The following is a 21,683-nucleotide window of genomic DNA, read 5'->3' on the forward strand; positions in this document are numbered from 1 at the left end:
GAAAACAACCGTCCATCGAATCCTCTTCAATTACGGCCGATCCCTGAATAGAACGTCAAAACCTCGAACCTTGACATCGGCGTCCCGCGGGTATGAACCAGGGCATGGACTGGGTCACCTGCGCGTATTCGGCTGCCTGCACCGGAATCGCTAGCCGTCCGACCGGCTTCTGCTTCGCCCACCTCACTCCTGACCAGCTCTCCGAGGTCCTTGACGAGATGGTTCCCGGTCGCCTGCTCGACCTGCGCGGCACAACGGTCAACAGCGAGCTGCTGTCCAGAGTCCTCGAGGCCGCCGGCGCCAGGCCGGGCAGGGCCCGGCTCGACCGGGTCAGGTTCACCGGCGACGTGCGGTTCGCGGGCGTGACGTTCATGGGCGACGTGTCGCTGGACGGAGCCAGGTTCGAGCGGCTGGCCTCGTTCTTCGGCGCCCGCTTCGAGGGCAACGTGTCGCTGGCGGGCGCCAGGTTCACCCGCGAGCTCTCCTTCCACGGCGTCGCCGTGCGCGGGCACGTCTCGCTCGACCGGGCCGTGATGTCCCGGGACGCGCTGTTCAGCCAGGCCGTCTTCGGCCACGGGCTGTCGTGCGAGCGGGCCAGGTTCGACGGGTACGCCACCTTCGACGGCGCCAGGCTGGGCGACGGGGCCACGTTCAGGGGGGCGCGTTTCGGCCGTACCGTGTCCTTCCGCAAGGTCAGCGGGCACGCCGGGTTCGAGGGCGCGCACTTCGCCGCCGACGCGTACCTCTCGGCCACCGGCCGGCTGTCGGTGGCCAGGGCCCGCGCCGACGGGCTGCTGGACGTGGCGGTGGCGCGGTGCGGCGTGGACCTGCGCGGCGTCGAGGTGGCCGGCTCGACGACGCTGCGGCTGACCGACTCGCAGGCCGACCTCGAAGGCGCGGTGCTGCGCGGGCCCGCCACCGTGACCGGCCGGGGCAGGTCCATGCTGTCGTCGCTGCGGCTGGTGGATGCGGCCAACCTGGCGCTGTTCGGGCTGGACCTGTCGGCGTGCAGGTTCGCCGGCCTGGCGCATCCCTCGGGAGTGCGGGTCAAGGACTGCACGTTCGCGCTCACGCCGCGCGGCGTGCGGGTGAGCCTGCGCTGGCCGATGCTGCGCTGGTTCTCCCGCCGCCGGGCGCTGGCGGACGAGCACACCATGCGCGGCTGGGCGGCGGCGGGCGACCCCGGCGCGACGCCCGACGGGCTGGCCGCGCTCTACGCGGGGCTGCGGCCCAGCGACAGCGCCACCTCGACCGACTTCGCGTTCGCGGCCATGGAGATGCGCCGCCAGGCCGATCACCGCTGGTGGCTGTCGGTCTCCTGGCTCGTGTGCGGGTACGGCCTGCGCATGGGGCGGGCGGCGGGCTGGTTCGCGATGCTGCTGACGCTCGTCGCGGCCGCCGTGCTGTGGACCTCGACCTCACACGCCGAACGCCAGGCCGAGCCGCCCCAGCCGGCCGTGCATCCCTAGAGCTCGTCGAGGAGTGCGGCGATGGCGCGGAAGACGTGCGAGCGCCAGCCGCCGCCCATGATCCGGCGGGAGAGCTGCTGCACCTCGTCGTCCGGGTCGAAACCCTCGTGGTCGAGGAAGAGCCTGGTGCCCTTGCCCTCGGACTCCAGCCGCCAGGTGACCGTCCAGTCGGCCTTCTTGCGGTCGCTCCAACTGATCTTCAGCAGCTTCTCCGGCTCCAGCTCCAGCACCTCGCAGTGGACGGTGCCGTCGAAGCCCACCTGGGGTTTGGGCTCGGTCGTGAACGTGAACCGGTGCCCCACCTCCGGCTTGAAGTCGTTGGGCATGAGCCAGCGGGCCAGCAGCTCGGGCTCGGTGAGCGCCCGCCACACCTTCGCGGGCGGGTGCGCGACGAACTGGTCGAGCCTGATCGCGCGCAGGTCTTCAGCTGTCCTGTCGTGGGGCATGGTCGTCGTCTTCCATCTCGTCGAGCAGGGTCGTGAGGTCGGCGAGCTTCTCCCGCCAGAACCGTTCGTACGGGGTCAGCCAGTCGCGGATCTCCATGAGCGGCGCCGCCTCCAGCCGGTAGTGCCGTTCCCGCCCGCTGCGGGTCTCGGCGACCAGCCCCGCGTCCCTGAGCACCTTGAGATGCTCCGACACGCTGGGCCTGCTCATGTCGAACCGCTCGGCCAGCCGCCCGGCGGGCTGGGCGCCCTCGTCGAGCAGCAGGCGCAGCAGCTCCCGCCTGGCCGGGCTGGCCAGCGCGGCGAACACGTGGTCCGCGGTCATGCCTGGCTGACCACGAACCCGTTGCCGAACGGGTCGTGGAACAGCAGTTGCCGGCCCCACGGCTCGTCGCTCGGCCCCTCGAAGGCGACCTCGTGCTCGCGCAGCCGCGCGGCCAGCGCGTCGAGGTCGGGCGCGGCCACCACCAGGCCGCCGATCGGCGCCATACCGGGGAACCAGGAGGCCAGCAGCAGCGTGGTCCCGGCCTCCTTGGGGGCGACGGTGAGCCAGCGGCCCATCGGGAAGGGGTTGTCGGTGCGTACCTCGAACTCGAGCACGCCCGCGTAGAAGGCCAGCGCTCTCTCCTGGTCGGCGACGGGCACGGTGACGGTGAGGATCTGAGATATCGGCATGTCGAACACTATACGTAGGATTTTTCCTACATATCAAGCCGCCCGCGGCAGATATCGGGGACTTCCCCTATGGGCCCCCGAGATCGCTCTCCGTAGACTGGGTCTCATGCTCATCGACGACTATGTGGCAGAGCTCGACCGCACCCTGGCCGGTCCGCACGGGGCCAAGCGCGACCTGGTCGTCGAGGCGCGCGACAGCCTGACCGACACCGCCGACGCGCTGGAGGCCGAGGGGCTGGACCGGGTGGAGGCGGAGCGGGTCGCGGTGGCGGAGTTCGGGGAGGTCACCGAGGTCGCGCCCGGCTACCAGGCCGAGCTGACCGCCTCGGCGGGGCGCCGGCTGGGCTTCCTGCTCTTCATCAGCGTGCCGATGACCGCGCTGATGTGGTCGGTGATCTGGCGTGTCTATCCCGGCAACGAGCTGGCCTGGCGGCACGCGCCCGTCTGGTACGGGCCCGTCTCGCGGCTGCTCGACGTGCTCCAGCTCTGCGTCGGGCTGTACGGCGGGCTCGCACTGTTCGCCCTGAGCCGGGGCGCCCGCTGGATCCGCCGGCCGCGGCTGGTGACCAGGTCGCTGGGCGTGCTCGTCTGGGCCATGCTGCCGGTCACCGGGATCCTGAGCGTGGCGCTGACCGTGGGCGCGAAGGGCGCGAGCCAGGTGGACGTCCTGCCCTCCATGCTCGCCAACGTGGTGACGTCGGCCTTCTGGGGCCTGCAGATCTACGGCGCCACGCGCTGCCTGCGCGTCAGCCGTCCGCGGCTCGTACGGGGCTGACCTCGGCGGCCTCGGGGCGCAGCACGCCGCCGATCACGGTGGCGAACTCGTGCCACGCCGAGCGCTCGCCTTCCAGCCGCTTCCTGCCCGAGTCCGTCAGCCGGTAGGTGCGGCGCTTGCGCCCGCCCACGGTCGCCCACTCGCTGGACAGGTAGCCGATCCGCTCCAGCCTGCGCAGGGCGGGGTAAACGGTGCCGGTGGGCACGTTCAGCGCGCCTCCGCTGCGCTCCAGCAGCGCCTCGATGATGGCGTAGCCGTGCAGCGGCTCCCGCTCCAGGACGGAGAGCAGGAGCGCGTCCATGTGCCCGCGCAGCGCGTCCGGATTCATGACTTCGATCCTAGGTGCCGCTCCGAGGGTGCGTCCTCCCTCTCATCCCTCAGGGATCCGGCCGGAGTACGAAGGCGTGCGCTCATGTAGACAGTCTACATGTAGGCTGTCTATATGTAGGTAGGCATAACAACTCACGGAGTCGTGATGGATGTACTCGAACTGGCACGTACGCAGTTCGCGGTGACGGGCAGCCTCCACTTCCTGTTCGTCGTGCTCACGCTGGGCCTGGCGCCGCTGGTGGCGATCATGAACACGCGCTGGGCGCTCTCCCGCAAACCGGTGCACGGGGCGATGACCCGCTTCTGGGGGCAGGTCTACGTCGTCAACTACGCGCTGGGCATCGTGACCGGGCTGGTGATGGAGTTCCAGTTCGGTCTGTCGTGGAGTGGTCTGTCCCACTACGCGGGCGACGTGTTCGGCGCGCCGCTGGCCATGGAGACGCTGGTCGCCTTCTTCCTGGAGTCCACCTTCCTGGGCCTGTGGATCTTCGGCTGGGGGCGGCTGCCCCGGTGGCTGCACCTGGCGTGCATCTGGCTCGTCACGCTGACGGCGTACGCGAGCGCGTTCTCCATCATGGTCGCCAACTCGTTCCTGCAGAACCCGGCCGGCTCCGTCGCCCGCGGGGGCCGCCTGGAGCTGGTGGACGTCGGCGCCCTGCTCACGAACAAGGCGCTGATCTTCTCCTTCCCGCACGTCATCGGGGCGGGCCTGTTCACGGGGGCCATGGTGCTGGTGGGCGCGAGCGCGTACCAGCTGCGCCGCCGCACCGAGCATGTGGAGTTCTTCACCAGATCGCTGCGGACCGGCGTGGTCGCCGCGGCCCTCGGCATCTTCCTCACGATCGGGTTCGGGTACGCGCAGTTCGCCGGGGTCCAGGAGGGGAAGTTCGACGGGAACCCGGGCGCGGCGATCCCGCTCGGGTTCATGATCGAGTTCGGCCAGCTGCTCGCGCTGGTCATGCTGTTCGTGCTGCTGCCGATGGTCGGCGTGCTGCACCGGTGGCGCTGGACGCATCCGCTGCTCATGCTGATGACGCCGCTGCCGTTCATCCTGGCGATCATGGGCTGGCTGGCGCGCGAGGTGGGGCGGCAGCCGTGGATGATCTGGGGGAAGCTCACCGTGGCCGACGCCATGTCCCCCGGACTGACCCAGGGCATGATCACGGGCTCGCTCGTCGGGTTCGCCGGCGTGCTGGGTCTGCTGGCGGTCGTCGACTACGTGCTCATCGCCAGGATCATCCGGCGCGGGCCGCGCGACCTCGACCTCGGCGCCGTTCCCGCCACTGAGTCCCGCTCCCCCGCACTGAGCTACTGAGGAGTGCTGACATGGAAATGATCTGGTTCATCCTCTTCGCGATCCTGCTGGCCGGATACTTCGCCCTTGAGGGGTTCGACCTGGGGGTGGGGCTGCTGCTGCCGCTGCTGGGCAGGACGCGTGAGAGCCGCGACCGCATGGTGGCCGCGATCGCGCCGTTCGTGCTGGCCAACGAGGTGTGGCTGGTGGCGGTCGCCGGGGCGCTGTTCGGGGTCTATCCGCTGCTCGAGGGCGAGGTGCTGTTCAAGCTGTACCCGCTGGTGGTGGCCATGCTGCTGAGCTGGGTCGTACGGGACGCGGGGCTGTGGTTCAGGCGCCGGCTGGACGGGGCCAGGTGGCGCGGGTTCTGGGACGCGATGATCGCGTTCGGGTCGCTCGGGCTGTCCTTCGGATGGGGCATGGCGATCCACGCGGCGGCCACGGGGTTCGAGACGCCGGTCGTGCATCCGGTGGGGATCATGCTGGGAGCCGTCGTGACGCTGCTGTTCGCCTTCCACGGGTGGACGTTCCTGGCCTGGCGGACGCCCGGGACCTTCGGGGCGTCCAGGTCGGGGCGTGCCCTGGCGGTGTCGGCGCTCGTGGCGGCGGTCCCGGCGCTGGGGATGCTCGTGGGCGCGATGCCGTACCTGCTGGACCACAGCGCGCCCCCGGCTACGTTGAATGTGCTCAGTGTCATGGTGCTACCGTTCGCGCCCATCGTGCTGGGCGCGCAAATATGGGTATGGCGCACTTTCCGCCCAGGGAAGGACGCTTTCCGGCTCCCATCGTTCTTCTGAGGGCACGTGCATAAGGATCTCCTCCGGCTCATGCGGGCCGAGCGGTCGGTACGCCGCCATCTGGCCGTGACCATGGTCGCGGCGGTGCTCGCGGGGCTGCTCGTCCTGGTGCAGGCCGAGTTGCTGGCCGGGGTGCTGTCCGGCAGGTTCACCGCCGCCGCCCTGGCGGGGCTGGCGGCGGTGGTGGGCATGCGGGCGCTGCTCACCTGGACGCAGGGCGTCTTCGCGGGGCGCACCGCGACCGGCGTGAAGTCGGCGCTGCGCCACCGGCTGCTGGGCCGCCTGCGGGACCTCGGGCCCGGGCGGCTCACCGCCCACCGCTCGGGCGAGCTGGTCACGCTCGCCGGGCGCGGCCTGGACCGGCTCGACGCGTACCTCACCGGCTACCTGCCGTCGATCGCGGTGGCCGGGGTGGTGCCGCTCGCGGTGCTGGTACGGCTGTTCGCCGCCGACCTGGCGAGCGCGGTCATCGTCCTGGTCACGCTCCCCCTGATCCCGATCTTCGGCGCACTGGTGGGCATGACCACCAAGGCCGTCACCGAGCGCCAGTTCCTGGCCCTGTCACGGCTCGGCGGCCACTTCCTGGACGTGGTGCGCGGACTGCCCACCCTGCGGGCCTTCGGGCGTGCCCGGTACCAGGCGGGCGTCATCCAGCAGGTCGCGGACGCGCACCGGAGCACCACGATGCGGACCTTGCGGGTGGCGTTCCTGTCGTCGCTGGTGCTGGAGCTGTGCGCGTCGCTGTCGCTGGCGCTGGTGGCGGTGCCGATCGGGCTGCGGCTGCTCGGAGGGTCGCTGGATCTGACGACGGCGCTGCTGGTGCTGCTGCTGGCGCCGGAGGCGTACCTGCCGCTGCGGGCGATGGGGACGCGCTTCCACGCCTCGATGGAGGGGGTCGCCGCCGCCGACGCGGCCTTCGCCGTACTCGACGGACCCGGCTCGGAGCCGGCCGATCCGGTGCGGCGGCCCGCCCCGGCGGCGTCGGGCGGCGCGCCTGAGATCCGCCTCGAGAACGTGACCGTCCGCTACCCCGGCCGGGACGGCGCCGCGCTGGAGAACGTCTCGCTCACCATCGGCCCACGCGAACGGGTGGCGCTGGTCGGCGAGAGCGGCGGCGGCAAGAGCACGCTGCTCCACCTCATCCTCGGCTTCATCCAGCCGTCGGAGGGCCGGGTCCTCGTCGACGGGACGGACCTGAGCGAGCTGGACCTGGGGAGCTGGCGGGCGCGGCTGGCGTTCGTGGCGCAGCGGCCGCACCTGTTCGCCACGTCGGTGGCGGGCAACATCCGGCTCGGGGCTCCCTCGGCCACCCTGGACGAGGTCCGGAGGGCGGCCGCCGCCGCGCACGCCGACTTCGTGGACGGGCTGCCGCAGGGGTTCGACACGGTGGTGGGCGAGCGCGGGACCAACTTCTCGGCGGGTCAGCGGCAGCGGATCGCGCTCGCGCGGGCCTTCTGCCGTCCCCATGCCTCGGTGCTGCTGCTCGACGAGCCCACGGCGCGCCTGGACGGGCGGAGCGAGGCGGCCGTGGTGGCGGCCACCTCGGACCTGGCCCAGGACCGTACGGCCGTCATCGTCGCCCACCGGCCCGCCATGATCGACCTCGCCGACCGCGTCATCCGCATCCACGAGGGCCGGGTCGTCTCCGACACCACCCGCTCGGCGGAAGGGGGTGGTGTCGCCTCGGGAGGTGCGCCGGAGACCGGCCCGCGCGCTCACCGGGCGCGTGATGAGGTGACAGTGGTGTGGCCGGGCGAGGGAAGCGGACAATGAACCAGCACGAACATGCGAGCCATGAACCGGCGCATCCGGTGGGCCGAAGGGAGCGCACGGTGAACCGGCGCATGGGAGTGCGGCTGGTCTGGGCCGTGCTGGCCGGGGCGGCGGCCGATCTGGCCGGGCTCGGGCTCATCGCCGCCGCCGCGTGGCTGATCACCCGGGCCGCGCAGCAGCCGTCACTCGCCGCCCTGAGCGTGGCGATCGTGGCGACCAGGGCGTTCGCCACCAGCAAGGGCGTCTTCCGCTACGCCGAGCGCCTCACCGGCCACGACGTCGCGCTCCGCGCTCAGGCAGGCACCCGCGAACGCCTCTACCAGGCCCTCATCCCGCCCCAGCAGCCCAGGCACGGCGGCGCCGATCTGCTCAGCCGCATGGTGGACGACACCGAGGCCGTACAGGACCTGCTCGTACGCTGCCTGCTCCCCGCCGCCGCGGCCGCCGCCGCGGGGCTGGCGGCCGTGGTCATCGGGCTGACCGTGCTGCCGGTGACGGCGCTGGTGCTGGTGGCCGGGCTGGTGCTGGCCGGGGTGGCGCTGCCCGCCGGTACGGCCGCCGCCGCCCGCCGCTGGTCGGCCAGGATCGCGCCCGCCAGGGCGGCCCTGGCGGGCCGGGTGGCGGACCTGGTGCACGGCTCCGCCGACCTGGCCGCCTACGGTGCCGACGACGAGGCGCTGGCCAAGGCGCTGGACGCCGACGAGTCCCTGGCCGCGCTCGAGCACCGCCAGGCCCGCGTCCACGCCGCCGCCCTCGCCGGAGGCACGCTGGTGCAGGGGCTGACGGTGGCGGCCATCGTCCTGCTCGCCCAGGGGGCGGGCGCCGATTCGGTCGCGACGGCCGTGCTCGCGCTGACCGCTCTGGTGTCGTTCGAGCCGGTGCTGCCGCTGGCCGCGGCGGGCGAGCGCCTGGCGGGGATCACGGCCGCGCTCCGGCGCCTGCGCGAGGTCCGCTCCGCCGCCCCGGCCGTCACGGAGCCCCCGGTGCCCGCGCCGCTGCCCGCGTCCCCGCTGACCATCAAGATCGACGACCTCGTGGTCCGCCACCCCGCCCCTGCCGCGGAAACAGGCCCAGGGGTGCGGCCCGCGCTGGACGGGGTGTCGTTGACGCTCACCCCCGGCAAGCGGGTCGCGATCGTCGGTCCCAGCGGCGCGGGGAAGAGCACGTTGCTGGCCGCGCTGATGCGGCTGGTCGAGCCCGAGTCGGGCAGCATCCGCGTCAACGATGTCGACGTACGCGATCTCGCGGGTGACGACGTGCGGACGCTCATGACCGGGCTCACCCAGGACCCGTACATCTTCCGCACCACCCTCCGCGACAACCTGCGCCTCGCGGGCCCCGAGGCCGGCGACGAGGCGCTGGAGCGCGCCGTACGGGATGCCAGGCTCGACGGATGGGTCGAGCGGACCGGGTGGGACGCGGAGCTGGGCGAGGACGGCAGGACCGTGTCCGGCGGCCAGTTGCAGCGGCTGGCGCTGGCCAGGGCGCTGCTGTACGACCCGCCCGTGCTGCTGCTCGACGAGCCCGCCGAGGCGCTCGACGAGGAGACGGCCGACCGGCTGATGGGCGACCTGCTCGACGTCACCAGGGACCGCACCACGCTCCTGGTCACACACCGGCTGAGAGGGCTGGAGAGCGTGGACGAGGTCGTCGTGCTCGAGGAGGGCCGGGTCATCCAGAGAGGGCGGCATGACGAGCTCGTCGCCGTGCCCGGTTACTACCGCGATCTGTGGGAGTCCGAGGTCCTGACCAGGCGCTGAGTCCCTGCCCGAAAGGCGGATTAGGTTGGCGCGGCAATCTGGTTTAAAGTACAAACCAGTTTGAGGGAGCGAGAGGTTTGCGATGTCGAGCGACGACGAGGACGTGGCGAGTCCCGAGGAGATGCTGCGTGTCATCGAGGAGCAGCGCGTCGCCACCGCGCGGCGGCTGTACGGCGACCCGCTCCTGCTCTACGTCCCCTGGGGCGTCGCCTGGTTGCTCGGCTTCACCGCGCTTTTCCTGCACTACGGCCTGGACGGCCATCCGTACGCGCCGATCTCCCAGACGCAGGCGCTGGCGGTGCTGATGAGCGCGCAGCTCGTGGCCGGGGCGGTGGCCGCGTTCGGGTTCGTGCGGATGAACCGGGGAGTCCGCGGCGACCACACGGCCAGAGGCACGATGTACGGGTACGCGTGGTTCGCCGGCATGGCGCTCGTGTGGGTCATCTGCATGAGGCTGAGCCCCCTCCTGCCTCCCGATGAGAGCGGCCTCGTCTGGGGAGGCGCGTCGCTCATGATCGTCGCGGTCCTGCAGATGGCCGGGGGCTCGATCTGGCTCTACTGGCCGATGTTCTTCATCGGCGTCTGGGTCGCCGCCGTCGACGCCCTGGGCGTGCTGCTCGGCGCCGGCTGGCACGCGCTGCTGACGGCCGTGCTGCTGGGAGGCGGCTTCATCGTCGCGGGCCTGTGGCTGAGGCGCCGCCGGTGAGCGCGGACCAGGCGCCGCCCGAGCTCGACCCGGTGATCCACGCGCAGGCCCGGCTCCGGGTGGTCGCCGCGCTGAACATGCTCGGCGAGGGGGACGAGATGGCGTTCCCGGCGCTGAAGGACCTGCTCGGCATGACCGCGGGCAACCTGTCGGTGCACCTCAGCAAGCTGGAGGACGCCGGATACGTCCAGATCACCAAGACGCACAAGGGCCGCACACCCGTCACGTACGTGGCGCTCACCAAGCGCGGGCGGCTGGCCTTCGAGGACTACACCAAGGCGATTCGCGCCTTGCTCGGCAACGCAGGAGGAATGTCATGACGGTCCTCGCCAGGGCGATCGAGGTCAGCCGCCGCTACGGCGACGTGCTCGCGCTCGATCGGCTCTCCCTCGACATCAAAGCGGGCGAACTGGTCGGCTGCTCGGCCCGAACGGCGCGGGCAAGTCCACCCTGATCAACCTGTTCGTGGGGCTGCGCCGCCCGACGTCCGGCACGGTCGAGCTGTTCGGCGGCTCCCCGCAGAACCCGGCGATGCGGCGCGGCATCGGCGTGACCCCGCAGGAGACCGGGCTGCCGGAGTCGTTACGGGTCCACGAGATCGTCGACTTCGTATCCTCGCATTTCCCGAAAAAGGCGGAAAAGGGGGAGCTGCTGTCCCGCTTCGGCCTCGACGATCTGGCCAAGCGGCAGATCGGTGGCCTGTCCGGCGGGCAGAAGCGGCGGCTGGCCGTGGCGCTGGCGTTCGCGGGTGACCCGAAGCTGGTCTTCCTGGACGAGCCCACGACCGGCCTGGACGTCGAGGCCAGGCGTTCGCTGTGGGACGGCGTCAGGGCCTTCCACGAGGGCGGCGGCACCGTCCTGCTCACCAGCCACTACCTGGAGGAGATCGAGGCCCTGGCCGAGCGGGTCGTGGTGGTGGGCCACGGCCGCGTGCTGGCCGACGACACCGTGCGGGCCGTACGCGACATCGTGGGCGTGCGGCGCGTCTCGCTCGTCGCGGCGGACCTGCCCGAGCTGCCCGGGGTGATCGGCTCCGAACGCGAGGACGGCCGGATCCACCTGATGACCACCGACCCCGACCGGCTGGTCGTCGAGCTGGTGCGGAGCGGCACGCCGTTCTCCGGGCTCGAGATCAGGCCGACCACCCTGGAGGAGGCCTTCCTCACCATCACCTCGAAGGAGTCCGCGCATGCCTAGCCTGGTCCTCGCGCACACCCGCTACCTCATGCTGGAGCAGATCAGGGTGCCGATCAGCATCCTGGCCAGCGCGTTCTTCCCGGCCGTTTCGCTGCTGGCGTTCGTGGTGCCGTTCGCGGGCGGCGATCCCCAGGCCGCCACGACGGCGACGGCGTCGCTGATGTTCTTCGGCGCGATGTCCGGCGCGCTGATCGGGCTCGCCATCAGCGTCGCCCAGGACCGCGAGCAGCCCTGGAACCCGTACCTGCGCACGCTCCCCGCCGGCCCGTTCCCCCGCTTCGCCGGGCGGATCCTCACCACGGTGGCCGTCATGCTGGTCTCGGTGATCCCCGTGCTGCTGTTGGCGGCGTTCTTCACGGAGGCCACGATCACGCCGGTCCGGCTGCTGCTCGGGCTGATGGCGCTGGTCGTGGGCGGGATCCCGTTCATGCTGATGGGTCTGCTGATCGGCTTCCTGATGAGCTCGAAGGGCGCGATCGCGGTGTCGCAGATCATGTTCTTCCCGCTGGCGGTGATCGGCGGGCTGCTGCTGCCGCCCGCGGTGCTGCCCGGCTTCATCGAGACCGTCTCCCCGTTCACCCCGGCCAGAGGGGCGGCCGAGCTGCTCTGGGCGGCGACCGCAGGCCTCAGGCCCAACCCGGTCGCCCTCGTCATGCTGGCCGTGTGGACCGTCGCTCTGGCGCTGGCGGCGGGCTGGGCCTACCGGCGCGACGAGGGCCGGCGCTTCTCCTGAGAGAAATGGGGGGGTGTGCCGCCGAGTCCGCAGCGATCTCGACGGCACACCCGTCCGGGAGGGGGTCCTGTTATTTCTTCTCTTCGAGGGTCACGGTGACATCGCTGGTCTTGCCGTCCCTCATGTATGTGATCTTGACCTGTTGGCCCGGTTTGAAACCTCTGACCTGCCCAACTACAGTATCGCCGCCGTCAACCACCTTGCCACCGATCTTTGTGATCAGGTCGCCCTGCTGCAGTCCTGCCTTCGCCGCCGGGCTTCCCTCGGTGACCTGCCTGATGAGGGCGCCCGGCACGTCGCCCGTCGCGTCGGTGACGCTCACGCCGAGGAAGGCGTGGCTGACCTTGCCGTCGCTGATGAGCTGCTCGGAGACCTGCTTGGCGGTGTTGACCGGGATGGCGAAGCCGACGCCACCGCCCGCGGCGTCCGAGGCGATGGCGGTGTTGATGCCGATCAGCTCGCCCGCGGCGTTCACGAGCGCGCCGCCGGAGTTGCCGGGGTTGATGGAGGCGTCGGTCTGGATGGCGCCGCCGATCGTGGTCGTCCCGCTCCCCTGGCTCTGCTGCTCCTGACCCCAGCCGGGCGGGATCTGCTGGCGCTGCTCGCCGCCGACGGTGAGCGTGCGGTCGAGTGCGCTGACGATGCCGGCGGTGACGGATCCGTCGAGGCCGAGCGGGCTTCCGATGGCCAGTACGGGGTCGCCGACCTTGACGATGTCGCTGTCGCCGAGCGTGGCCTTGGTCAGCCCCGACACGCCCTCCGCCTTGACGACGGCGAGGTCGGTGGTGGGGTCGGTGCCGACGACGGTGACCTTGGCGGTCTTGCCGTCGTTGAACTTGACGGTCATCTGCCCGCTGCCGCCCTGGTTGGCGCCCTCGACCACGTGGTTGTTGGTGAGGATGAGCCCGTCCTCGGAGAGCACGACGCCGGAGCCCTCGCCGCTCTGACCCTGGATCATCACGACGCTGGGCTGCACCTTGGCGGCCACCTGCGCGATGGTGAGCTGGTTGGAGGCGGACTTGAAGACCGGGCTCGGCGTGGCGCTGCTGGCGAGCGGCTCGGGCTGGAACGCGTTGGCGACGACGGCCCCCACGACGCCGCCGCCGATGGCCGCGGCCGCGAGCGCGAGGCCCGCGATGGCCCTGCGCCCCATGGAGGACAGGCCGGGCTTCTTCGGTGGCGGGGGCGGAGGAAGCGGCTGTCCAAGGATCTGTGTGTCTCTGCGGGGGAAGCCCCCGGGGGCCGGCGGGGTGTTGCCGAACTGGCTCCACCCGCCGGTGCCCTGCTCGCGAGGCTCATACGCGTTCATCTGTCATCTCCCTCGAGTCCCGATGACTCAAGGGTGCCAAGACTGGCGTAAGAGCTGCTTAAGCCGGTTCTTTGAGGTTTCTGAGAGGGTTGACGGCTGCTTTATCGATCGAGGTGGGGACCCGGGGTGGGGAGCGGACGAGATTGCCAAGTTTTTACTTGCGAACCGGCCAGTACTCGTCTCTGAGCAGGCGCTTGTAAAGCTTGCCCGTCGGGTGACGCGGCAGTGCCTCGCGGAAGTCCACCGATTTCGGGCACTTGTAGTGTGCCAGACGCTCGCGGCAGTACGCGATCAGCTCCGCCTCCAGCTCCGGACCCGCCTCCGCCATGGACACCGGCTCCACGACGGCCTTGACCTGCTCCCCCATCTCCTCGTCCGGCACCCCGAACACCGCCACGTCCGCCACCTTCGGGTGCACCGACAGGACGTTCTCGGCCTCCTGCGGGTAGATGTTCACGCCCCCAGAGATGATCATGTACGAGCGGCGGTCGGTGAGATAGAGGAAGCCCTCGTCGTCCAGGCGGCCGATGTCGCCGAGCGTGGTCCAGCCCTTGCCCTGGGGGTCCTGCGCGGAGCGGGTCTTGTCCGGGTCGCCGTGGTACTCGAACCGGCTGCCGTTCTCGAAGTAGACCGTGCCGTCCACGCCCGGCGGCACGTCGTTGCCGTCCTCGTCGCAGACGTGCACGACGCCGAGCAGCGAGCGGCCGACCGTGCCCTTGTGCCGGAGCCAGTCCTGGGAGTTGACATAGAGGAAGCCGTTGCCCTCGGTGCCCGCGTAGTACTCGTGGATGATCGGGCCCCACCAGTCGATCATCTGCTCCTTGACGGGGACGGGGCAGGGGGCGGCGGCGTGGATCGCGCACTGGAGCGAGGAGAGGTCATATTTTGTACGAATTTTGTCGGGCAGCTTGAGCATCTTGATGAACATCGTCGGCACGAGCTGCGCGTGCGTCACCCCGTACCGCTCCACCAGCGCCAGGAACTCCTCGGGGTCGAAGCGCTCCATCACCACCACCGTGGCCCCGAGCCGCTGGAACGTCAGGCTGTAGCGCAGCGGCGCGGCGTGGTAGAGCGGCGCGGGCGAGAGGTAGACGCTCTCCGCCGACGGCGTGAAGAGCGCCTGGACGAGATGGAGCAGCGTGCCCGGCTCGGTGAGCGGACCGTGGGTGGAAGGGATCTTGACGCCCTTCGGCCGTCCGGTGGTGCCCGACGAGTAGAGCATGTCCGCGCCCATGCACTCGTCATCGACCGGGGTGGGCGGCTGTTCGGCGACCGCCTCCTCGTACGGCTCGAAGCCCTCGGCCACCCCGTCCAGCATGAGCCGCACCTCGACCCCGGGCGCGGCGGCGCCGATCGAGCCGGCCACGGGGGCCAGGTCGGCGCTGGAGACGAACGCCCGGGCGCCGCAGTTGTTCACGATGTAGGCCAGCTCGTCGGTGTGCAGGCGCGAGCTGATCGGCGTGTAGTACAGGCCGGAGCGCAGCGCCGCCCAGGCGACCGCCAGGAAGAGCGGGTGGTTGGGGAGCATGAAGGCGATGTGGTCGCCCGGGCGTAGGCCGGCGGCGCGGAACAGGTGGGCCAGCCGGTTCGACTCCTCGTCGAGCTCGCGGTAGGTGATGATCCGTCCGGAGCCCGCCATGATCACAGCGGGCTTGTCTGGGGTGACTGCTGCGATGGCTCCCGGATACATGACCGAACACTATTCGGCCCACTGGCGCCACGCCACCACCCACCCGGGAAAGCGCGAAGCCGCGACCTCGGTATCGAGGTCGCGGCTTCGCGTGGTCGGCGACATTCCGTGGTCACTCCGCAGGGATGACCGAGCCCTCGTACTTCTGCTTGATAAAGTCCTTCACCTTCGGGTCCTGCAGGAGCTTGCCGAGGGTGACGATGTTGGCGTCCTTCTCGTGGCCGGCCTGGACGACGAGGCCGTTGACGTACGGGTTGCCCTCGGTCTTCTCCAGCACCAGCGCCTGCGAAGCGGGCTTGAGCCCCGCCTCGATGGCGTAGTTGCCGTTGATCACGGCGGCGTCCACGTCCTCGAGCGAGCGCGGGAGCTGAGCCGCCTCGAGCGGCTTGAACTGCAGCTTCTTCGGGTTGTCCACCACGTCGCGCTCGGTGGCGGCGGTGCCGACGCCGTCCTTGAGCTTGACCAGGCCGTTGTCGGCGAGCAGCTTGAGCGCGCGGCCGAGGTTGGTGGCGTCGTTGGGGACGGCCACGGTGGCGCCGCCGGCCAGCGCCGACAGGGAGGTGATCTTCTTGGAGTACAGGCCCAGCGGCTCCAGGTGGACCGGCGTGACGAAGGTCAGCTTGGTGCCCTTGGAGGCGTTGAAGTCGTCAAGGTACGGCTTGTGCTGGAAGAAGTTCGCGCTCAACTGACCCTCGTCAAGCTGCACGTTCGGCTGCACGTAGTCGGTGAACTCCACGACCTCCAGCTTCAGCCCGGCGGCCGGGGCCAGGTTCTGCTTGACGAAGTTGAGGATCTCCGCGTGCGGCACCGGGCTCGCGCCCACCTTCAGCACGGTGTCGGCCGACTCGGCCGTCTTCGTCGCGGACTGCGACGTACCGCATGCGGCGAGCGACAAGGCCAGCGCAACAGCGCCCGCTATATAACGAAATTTCATGATTTTTCCTTACTTGTGGGATAGACGCCGGGCGACCCAGTCGCCCAGGCTCTGCAGGAGTTGCACGATCACGAGGAGCAGGACGACGGTCACGATCATCAGCAGCGTCTCGAACCGCTGGTAGCCGTACCGGACGGCGAGGTCGCCCAGGCCGCCGCCGCCGAGCGTGCCCGCCATGGCGGAGTAGCCGATGAGCGCGACGACGGTCACGGTCAGGCCCGCGACCAGCCCGGGCAGCGCCTCGGGCAGGAGGACCTTGCGCACGATGGTGGTGCGGCTCGCGCCCATGGCCTGCGCGGCCTGCACCACGTCCGCGCCGACCTCCCTGAGCGCCGTCTCGACGAGCCGGGCGTAGAAGGGCACCGCGCCGACGGTGAGCGGCACGACGAACGCGGCCGTCCCGATGGTCGTCCCGACGACGACCCTGGTGAAGGGGATGATCGCGATCATCAGCACGATGAACGGCAGCGACCGGCCGACGTTGACCACGAAGCCGAGCCCCGACTTGAACGCCGGGAGCGGCCGCAGCCCGCCTCGGTCGAACACCACCAGCGCCACGCCGAGCGGCAGCCCGAGCAGCGCGGTGAACAGCGTCGACCAGCCGACCATCTGCGCCGTCTCCAGCGTCGCCGGCCAGAGCAGCGGCAGGATCTCGTCCCAGGTCATGAAGCTTCCACCTCCACGATCAGGCCCGCGTCGCGCAGGAACGCCAGTGCCGCGGCCGATTCGGCGCCGTCGAGCGCGACGCGCAGGCGGCCCACCGAGCCGCCGGCGAGGTCCTCGATCGAGCCGCCCAGGATGCTCAGGTCCACGTCGAACTTCCTGACGACCTCCGACACCACCGGCTGCCGCGGGTCGCCGGTGAACGTGAGCGTCACCGAGCCGGCCGGGGCGGGTTCCGGCAGCGGGAAGATCTCCCTGGTCAGGCGGGATCCCGGCGTCCTGATGAGGTCGGCGATGGCGCCGGACTCCTCGATGCGGCCGTTCGCCATGATGGCGACCGAGTCGCAGACGCTCTTGACGACGTTCATCTCGTGGGTGATGAGCAGGATCGTCAGGCCCAGCTCGGTGTTGAGCCGCTTGAGCAGGGCGAGGATCGACTGGGTGGTGGCCGGGTCGAGCGCGGAGGTGGCCTCGTCCGACAGCAGCACGGCGGGGTTGCCCGCGAGTGCCCTGGCGATGCCGACCCGCTGCTTCTGGCCGCCGGAGAGCTGGTTCGTGCGGTCCTTGCCGCGGCCCTCGAGCCCGACCAGCTCCAGCAGCTCGGTGACGCGCCGTTCGCGCTCGGCCCTGGGCACGCCCATGATCTCCAGCGGGAAGGCGATGTTGCCCGCGACCGTGCGCGAGCTCAGCAGCGCGAAGTGCTGGTGGATCATGCCGATGCGCTGCCTGGCGCGGTTCAGGTCGGCGCTGCGCAGCGCGGTCAGGTCCTGCCCCGCGACGGTGACGGTGCCCGCGGTGGGGCGTTCGAGCAGGTTGACGCAGCGCAGGAGCGTGCTCTTGCCGGCGCCGCTCTGACCGAGCACGCCGTAGATCTCGCCTTCGCGCACGTGCAGGTCGACGCCGTCAAGTGCGACGGTGTCCCCGTACTTCTTGCGCAGGCCGGAAGCCTGGATCACGGAATTTCCCCACGACTGAGAGCGGCCCGTCGGGGGCCGCGGAAACGTACATCACCGGAAGAAAGCGCGTGGTGTCAGCGCGTGCCGGGGTGGAAGGGCAGGTGGCTCAGCCTGCGCAGCACGAAACTTGGTGCGATCATGTGGAGAGCTTTCGACGAGAACGGGGCATCGGGGCGGAGGGTCGCTTCAGCGGCTCAGCATTCGGCCCGGACAACACGCGGCGTTCTCTGTCACGCCTGTCCTAACGAGATCTTTACTCGGCTCCATTCCTGATGCGCGGTGTGAGTTGACTCACTTCTCCTCGATGATCTCCCAGCCGTGCGGCGGGACCTCCCCGATGCCGGGGAAGCGGTGCGGCTCGTCGCCCACGTTGAGCAGGAGCGTCATCCCCGCGTCGGAGCGCAGGACGGCGGCGGTGCCGGAGAGATGTTCGACGGTGGTGCGGGCGCTCGCCGCGCCCTTGTGGCGCCTGCGCGCGCCGATGAGGCGCTGGTGCGTGCGGTAGACGGGCCAGCCGTGCGGCGCGAGCCCGGCGGGGGTGTCGGGGAAGGCGGGCCTGATCGCGTCGTCGCCGCCTTCGCGCTCCTCCTTGAGCCCCTGGAACGCCTGCTCGTCGCCGTAGTACACGCTCGGCACGCCGCCCACGGTGAACAGCACGGCCAGCGCGTGCCCGAGGTGGCGGGGGTCGTCGAGCCTGGTCGCGAGCCTGGTGACGTCGTGGTTCCCGGCGAACGTCTGAGGCGTGAACGTCTCCAGCATCCGGTTGTGCCGGTCGAGCGCCCAGGCCAGCTCGAACAGGTTGCGGTCGTTGAGCGAGCTCCAGATCGCCTTCCACAGCTCGTACTGGGTGACGGAGTCCAGCCCCGACCGTTCGACGTAGTCCGCGTAGTCGCCGTGGATGACCTCGCCGGAGAACCAGGCGTCCGGGTGGCGTTCGCGCACGCCGGGCAGCACCTGCGCCCAGAATCCGGCGGGCACCGCGTACGCCGCGTCCAGCCGCCACCCGGCCGCTCCCCTGCCGAGCCAGTGGTCCATGACGGCCGTCACGTGCTCGCGCACGGCCGGTTCCGCGTGGTCCAGCACCACGAGGTGGTGGTGCCCTTCGAACGTCTCGTAGTCGCCGGATCCGGGCCGGCGCCGCAGCCAGCGCTCCCCGGCGGGGAACGAGCGGGCCACGTGGTTGAACACGCCGTCCAGCACGATCCGCAGCCCGCGGTCGCGTGCCTGCTCGACGAGGTGGTCGAAGTCCCGCTCGTCGCCGAGGCGAGGGTCGATCGAGAAGTGGTCGACGGTGTCGTACCCGTGCGTCTCGGAGGCGAAGATCGGCCCCAGCATGATCGCAGAGCAGCCCAGCTCGACGGCGTAGTCGAGCCAGCCGGCCAGGTGCCGCAGCGGGCGCGGCCGGCCCGCGCCGAAGCCGAGCGGGTAGACGTGCCAGAAGATCGCATGTTCAGCCCACGGCGGCACGAAGCGCCTCCTTCTTCCGTATGTAGGGCGCACAGGCCAGTCCGAGGGCGATCGCGCAGCCGATCGCCGTGTCGGCCAGGCGGTAGCCGAGCGTGGCCGGGGACACGTGGCCCATGAGCAGCAGGACGAGCGGGGTCATGACGGTCGCGTACATGGTGTAGTTGCGCTCCTTGAGCGCCGGCCTGGCTGCGGCCAGCGCGGCGACGAGCAGGACGAGCAGCCACGAAGGCGGTACCCACAGCAGCACGACTGATCCCGCGATCACTCCGGCGGCGGTGCCGGCGGCCCGCTCGACCGACCGCCGCGCCGATCCGTCCGGTCGCCGCCGGACGATGATCACGACGGTGACGGCGATCCATGAAGCGGTCGGCTGGGGCCACAGGAGTCCGACGGCCTCGGCGGCGGCGAGGGACACGGTCAGGCGGATGGGGTACTGCCATCCGCGTACGCTCCCCAGCGTCCCCCACCAGCGCCGCAGCAGCGCTCTCGCCGTGGGGGCCGGTCGAGCGGCGGCTGTGTGGCCTTCTTGGGCGCCACTGCGGGTGCGTCTCACGTGGACACAGAGAGCGGTGACCAGCAGGCCCCAGGCCGCCCCCTCGGCGAACAGCACGGCGGCGGCGACCGGCTCGACGCCCTGCGGCACGCCGGTGCTGATGACCATGAAGATGATGAAGCGCGTGCTGTGCTCGGCCATGGGACGGCTGATGCCCCCTGCCGTCGCGAGCACGCCCGCGACGAGCACGACGGTCACCGCGGTCAGCCATCCGCGCCCCGCGACGGCGACCCCGGCGAACCCCGCCGCGGCCGTTCCCGCCACCACGGCGGCTCCCTGGGCCAGGGCGCGCGCAAGCGGGCCTCCGTTCAGGGAGACGCCGTTCACAGCGAGGGCTCCGAGAGCGGCCAGGGCGCCGAGCGCGGGCCATCCCGAGGCGACACCCCACGCGACCGGCCCGCCGAGCCCCAGCGCGGCGGCGGCCATGGGTCGCAGCTCGATCCGCATGCGGCACACCTCCTCGACGCGGAAGCCTACTCCACTTTCCTACGCACTGCTTACTAATTTATGCCAGTTTCGATGGTCTATCGGGTCAATTAGTAAGTGCTATCGTAGTAATCATGGACGACGAGGAGCTGCGTGCCACAGCCGTGGCACTCCGCCGGGCGACCATCGGCCTGGCGAGGCGGCTACGTGACGAGCGGCCCGCGCACGGTCTCGGCCGCCTGGCTCTCTCCCTGCTCGGCCACCTGCACAGGCGCGGCGCGCTGACGGCGGGAGAGCTCGCCGCCGCCGAGCACCTCCAGCCCCAGTCCGTCACCCGCGTGCTCGCCTCCCTGGAGGAGCAGGGCCTGATCCGCCGGTCGCGCGGCGAGACCGACCGCCGCAGGCACCACATCGTCCTCACCGAGCGCGGCGCCACGGCGCTCACGCAGCAGGTCGGCACCACGGATCTGTGGCTGGCCGAGGCGCTGGCCGGCAAGCTCACCCACGCTGAGTGCCGCATCCTGGCAGTCGCGGCCGACCTGCTCGAACAGCTCCAGGCGTGAGGGCTACTGACGGTAGGGGTCGCGCAGCGGGGTGACCCGTTCGGCGAAGTCCGCCTTGATCCGCTCCATGCGCGGCCCTGGGGCGTAGAAGCGGCCCTTGGTCTCACCGTAGGGCCGCAGCCATCCCTTGGCGGCCAGATCGCGCAGGTCGCGAGCGGCCTGCCCCTGGCTCAGGCCCTCGTCGGCCTGGTAGCGGCTCCTGCGCAGGCGCCTGTTGACGAACACCTCGTAGAGCGCGGAGACGGTACGGCTGTTGAGCCCGTCGGCGTCGACCTGTTCCTCCAGGAGCATCCAGATCTCTCCGGCTTCGGCGAGGCGCTGGCGGACCCGCTGGGCCTGCATGTGATGCGCCTTGAGACAGAACCGCACCCACGGCAGCGTGTCCCCGTGAGGGCCCCATCGCCGCCCGCCGACCTGGCCGAGCACGTCGTAGTAGTCGAGCGTGACGCGCTGCTGGCCGAGCCACTCCTCAATGGAGCAGAACTCGGGCAGCAGGATCTGTTCGCGGCCGAGGACCAGCGTCTGCAGCGCCCTGGACATCCGGCCGTTGCCGTCGCGCCACGGGTGGATCTTGACGAGGTTGAAGTGGGCCATGGCGGCCCGGACATAGCCGGGGGCGTCCAGGTCTCCCTCGTTGAGCCATACGACCAGCTCATTCATCGCGCCGGGCACCAACTCGACGTCGGGGCCCTCGTAGACGACCTCTCCCGTGTCGGAGTCGCGGATGTAAATGGCTCCCGGCCGGATGACGCCCGGCCCCTTGTTGCGGTGGTGACCGATGACCATGAAGTTGAGCGCGTTGAGCATCCCGACGTCGTAGTGGAACACCGGCGCCCGCGACAGCATCTGAATGTAGGTCAGCGCCTGCTGGTAGCCCGCGATCTCCTGAGCCACCGGCGCCGACGTCTCCAGGGGCTCCTCCCCCGCCATGATCGACTGGATGTCCTCGACGCTGGCCTGATAGCCCTCGATCGAGTTCGAGCCCTGGATCGCACGCGCCTGCAACTGCCTGCGGAGCTGCCCGTCCCAGCGGTGCGTCTCGGCGAGCCGGTACTTCAGGTCGCGCCGCATCTCCTCGATCTCCTCGAGGACGCCTTTGTCCGCGGGCTCCAGCGCCGGGGTCTCGTACAGCATGCCCCCATAACAGCATGGGCGAATCATCCAGTCAAG

The 21,683-nt window shown here is 70.7% G+C and carries 24 protein-coding genes; 12 read left to right on the forward strand and 12 right to left on the reverse strand.

What is annotated here, in order from left to right; all coding sequences use genetic code 11:
- Nucleotides 1-104: 104 nt before the first annotated feature.
- Complete coding sequence (locus ABD830_RS03270; protein WP_344984780.1) at nt 105-1,469, forward strand: pentapeptide repeat-containing protein; 1,365 nt, start codon at nt 105-107, stop codon at nt 1,467-1,469.
- On the opposite strand, the gene ABD830_RS03275 is transcribed toward ABD830_RS03270, so the two are convergent.
- From ABD830_RS03275 to ABD830_RS03285, 3 genes are read right to left on the reverse strand one after another with little or no spacing between them, the layout of a single operon-like run.
- On the reverse strand, nt 1,466-1,915 hold the full coding sequence (locus tag ABD830_RS03275) for an SRPBCC family protein (protein WP_344984781.1): 450 nt from the start codon (nt 1,913-1,915) through the stop codon (nt 1,466-1,468). The two genes, ABD830_RS03270 and ABD830_RS03275, sit on opposite strands and share 4 nt — an antisense overlap.
- Nucleotides 1,893-2,237, reverse strand: a complete 345-nt coding sequence (locus ABD830_RS03280) for an ArsR/SmtB family transcription factor (RefSeq protein WP_344984782.1) — start codon at nt 2,235-2,237, stop codon at nt 1,893-1,895. Before ABD830_RS03280 ends, ABD830_RS03275 begins: the two co-directional genes overlap by 23 nt.
- Nucleotides 2,234-2,587, reverse strand: a complete 354-nt coding sequence (locus ABD830_RS03285; protein ID WP_344984783.1) for a VOC family protein — start codon at nt 2,585-2,587, stop codon at nt 2,234-2,236. The genes ABD830_RS03280 and ABD830_RS03285 overlap by 4 nt, the downstream gene beginning before the upstream one ends.
- A gap of 106 nt (nt 2,588-2,693) precedes the next feature.
- Between ABD830_RS03285 and ABD830_RS03290 the strand changes: the two genes are divergently transcribed.
- On the forward strand, nt 2,694-3,362 hold the full coding sequence (locus tag ABD830_RS03290) for a permease prefix domain 1-containing protein (protein ID WP_344984784.1): 669 nt from the start codon (nt 2,694-2,696) through the stop codon (nt 3,360-3,362).
- Here ABD830_RS03290 and ABD830_RS03295 read toward each other — a convergent pair.
- Complete coding sequence (locus tag ABD830_RS03295; RefSeq protein WP_344984785.1) at nt 3,334-3,690, reverse strand: PadR family transcriptional regulator; 357 nt, start codon at nt 3,688-3,690, stop codon at nt 3,334-3,336. The genes ABD830_RS03290 and ABD830_RS03295 overlap by 29 nt on opposite strands.
- A 147-nt stretch (nt 3,691-3,837) precedes the next feature.
- Between ABD830_RS03295 and ABD830_RS03300 the strand changes: the two genes are divergently transcribed.
- From ABD830_RS03300 to ABD830_RS03340, 9 genes are all read left to right on the forward strand, one after another.
- Nucleotides 3,838-5,007 (forward strand): cytochrome ubiquinol oxidase subunit I, encoded by a 1,170-nt coding sequence (locus tag ABD830_RS03300; RefSeq protein WP_344984786.1) that lies wholly within the window; start codon nt 3,838-3,840, stop codon nt 5,005-5,007.
- A gap of 11 nt (nt 5,008-5,018) precedes the next feature.
- Entirely contained in the window at nt 5,019-5,783 is a 765-nt protein-coding gene (locus tag ABD830_RS03305) for a cytochrome d ubiquinol oxidase subunit II (RefSeq protein ID WP_344984787.1), read from the forward strand.
- A gap of 6 nt (nt 5,784-5,789) precedes the next feature.
- The gene (gene cydD / locus ABD830_RS03310) at nt 5,790-7,556 is read left to right on the forward strand and encodes a thiol reductant ABC exporter subunit CydD (protein ID WP_344984788.1); all 1,767 of its coding nucleotides are present in this window, start codon (nt 5,790-5,792) and stop codon (nt 7,554-7,556) included.
- A 59-nt stretch (nt 7,557-7,615) separates the two neighbouring features.
- Nucleotides 7,616-9,316, forward strand: coding sequence for a thiol reductant ABC exporter subunit CydC (cydC, locus tag ABD830_RS03315; RefSeq protein ID WP_344984789.1), 1,701 nt, complete (start codon nt 7,616-7,618; stop codon nt 9,314-9,316).
- An 82-nt stretch (nt 9,317-9,398) separates the two neighbouring features.
- Nucleotides 9,399-10,022: a hypothetical protein gene (locus ABD830_RS03320; protein WP_344984790.1), complete on the forward strand. Its 624-nt coding sequence runs from the start codon at nt 9,399-9,401 to the stop codon at nt 10,020-10,022.
- Nucleotides 10,019-10,342 carry a winged helix-turn-helix domain-containing protein gene (locus ABD830_RS03325; protein WP_344984791.1) on the forward strand — a complete coding sequence of 108 codons (324 nt, stop codon included), beginning with the start codon at nt 10,019-10,021 and terminating at the stop codon, nt 10,340-10,342. The genes ABD830_RS03320 and ABD830_RS03325 overlap by 4 nt, the downstream gene beginning before the upstream one ends.
- Nucleotides 10,339-10,476, forward strand: a complete 138-nt coding sequence (locus ABD830_RS03330) for a hypothetical protein (RefSeq protein ID WP_344984792.1) — start codon at nt 10,339-10,341, stop codon at nt 10,474-10,476. Before ABD830_RS03325 ends, ABD830_RS03330 begins: the two co-directional genes overlap by 4 nt.
- A gap of 5 nt (nt 10,477-10,481) precedes the next feature.
- Nucleotides 10,482-11,219, forward strand: coding sequence for an ATP-binding cassette domain-containing protein (locus tag ABD830_RS03335; protein ID WP_344987612.1), 738 nt, complete (start codon nt 10,482-10,484; stop codon nt 11,217-11,219).
- The gene (locus ABD830_RS03340; RefSeq protein ID WP_344984793.1) at nt 11,212-11,952 is read left to right on the forward strand and encodes an ABC transporter permease; all 741 of its coding nucleotides are present in this window, start codon (nt 11,212-11,214) and stop codon (nt 11,950-11,952) included. Before ABD830_RS03335 ends, ABD830_RS03340 begins: the two co-directional genes overlap by 8 nt.
- A gap of 70 nt (nt 11,953-12,022) precedes the next feature.
- Here the strand turns inward: ABD830_RS03340 and ABD830_RS03345 are convergent, their stop codons facing one another.
- From ABD830_RS03345 to ABD830_RS03375, 7 genes are all read right to left on the reverse strand, one after another.
- The gene (locus tag ABD830_RS03345) at nt 12,023-13,261 is read right to left on the reverse strand and encodes a S1C family serine protease (protein WP_344984794.1); all 1,239 of its coding nucleotides are present in this window, start codon (nt 13,259-13,261) and stop codon (nt 12,023-12,025) included.
- 154 nt (nt 13,262-13,415) lie between these two features.
- Nucleotides 13,416-14,951 carry an acyl-CoA synthetase gene (locus ABD830_RS03350; protein WP_344984795.1) on the reverse strand — a complete coding sequence of 512 codons (1,536 nt, stop codon included), beginning with the start codon at nt 14,949-14,951 and terminating at the stop codon, nt 13,416-13,418.
- Nucleotides 14,952-15,063: 112 nt separating this feature from the next.
- Nucleotides 15,064-15,885, reverse strand: coding sequence for a MetQ/NlpA family ABC transporter substrate-binding protein (locus tag ABD830_RS03355; protein ID WP_344984796.1), 822 nt, complete (start codon nt 15,883-15,885; stop codon nt 15,064-15,066).
- A 9-nt stretch (nt 15,886-15,894) separates the two neighbouring features.
- Nucleotides 15,895-16,551 carry a methionine ABC transporter permease gene (locus ABD830_RS03360; protein ID WP_344984797.1) on the reverse strand — a complete coding sequence of 219 codons (657 nt, stop codon included), beginning with the start codon at nt 16,549-16,551 and terminating at the stop codon, nt 15,895-15,897.
- Nucleotides 16,548-17,504: a methionine ABC transporter ATP-binding protein gene (locus tag ABD830_RS03365; RefSeq protein ID WP_344984799.1), complete on the reverse strand. Its 957-nt coding sequence runs from the start codon at nt 17,502-17,504 to the stop codon at nt 16,548-16,550. Before ABD830_RS03365 ends, ABD830_RS03360 begins: the two co-directional genes overlap by 4 nt.
- Nucleotides 17,505-17,795: 291 nt before the next feature.
- Nucleotides 17,796-18,971, reverse strand: a complete 1,176-nt coding sequence (locus ABD830_RS03370) for an alpha-amylase family protein (protein WP_344984800.1) — start codon at nt 18,969-18,971, stop codon at nt 17,796-17,798.
- Complete coding sequence (locus ABD830_RS03375) at nt 18,955-19,971, reverse strand: FUSC family protein (protein ID WP_344984802.1); 1,017 nt, start codon at nt 19,969-19,971, stop codon at nt 18,955-18,957. The genes ABD830_RS03370 and ABD830_RS03375 overlap by 17 nt, the downstream gene beginning before the upstream one ends.
- Nucleotides 19,972-20,084: 113 nt before the next feature.
- Here ABD830_RS03375 and ABD830_RS03380 point away from each other — a divergent pair, with 113 nt between their 5' ends.
- Nucleotides 20,085-20,513 carry a MarR family winged helix-turn-helix transcriptional regulator gene (locus ABD830_RS03380; protein WP_344984803.1) on the forward strand — a complete coding sequence of 143 codons (429 nt, stop codon included), beginning with the start codon at nt 20,085-20,087 and terminating at the stop codon, nt 20,511-20,513.
- A gap of 3 nt (nt 20,514-20,516) precedes the next feature.
- On the opposite strand, the gene ABD830_RS03385 is transcribed toward ABD830_RS03380, so the two are convergent.
- Nucleotides 20,517-21,647, reverse strand: a complete 1,131-nt coding sequence (locus ABD830_RS03385) for a Fic family protein (protein ID WP_344984804.1) — start codon at nt 21,645-21,647, stop codon at nt 20,517-20,519.
- Between the last annotated feature and the right edge of the window lie 36 nt (nt 21,648-21,683).

The organism is Nonomuraea helvata (assembly GCF_039535785.1).
In the GTDB taxonomy this organism is placed as follows: Bacteria; Actinomycetota; Actinomycetes; order Streptosporangiales; family Streptosporangiaceae; genus Nonomuraea; species Nonomuraea helvata.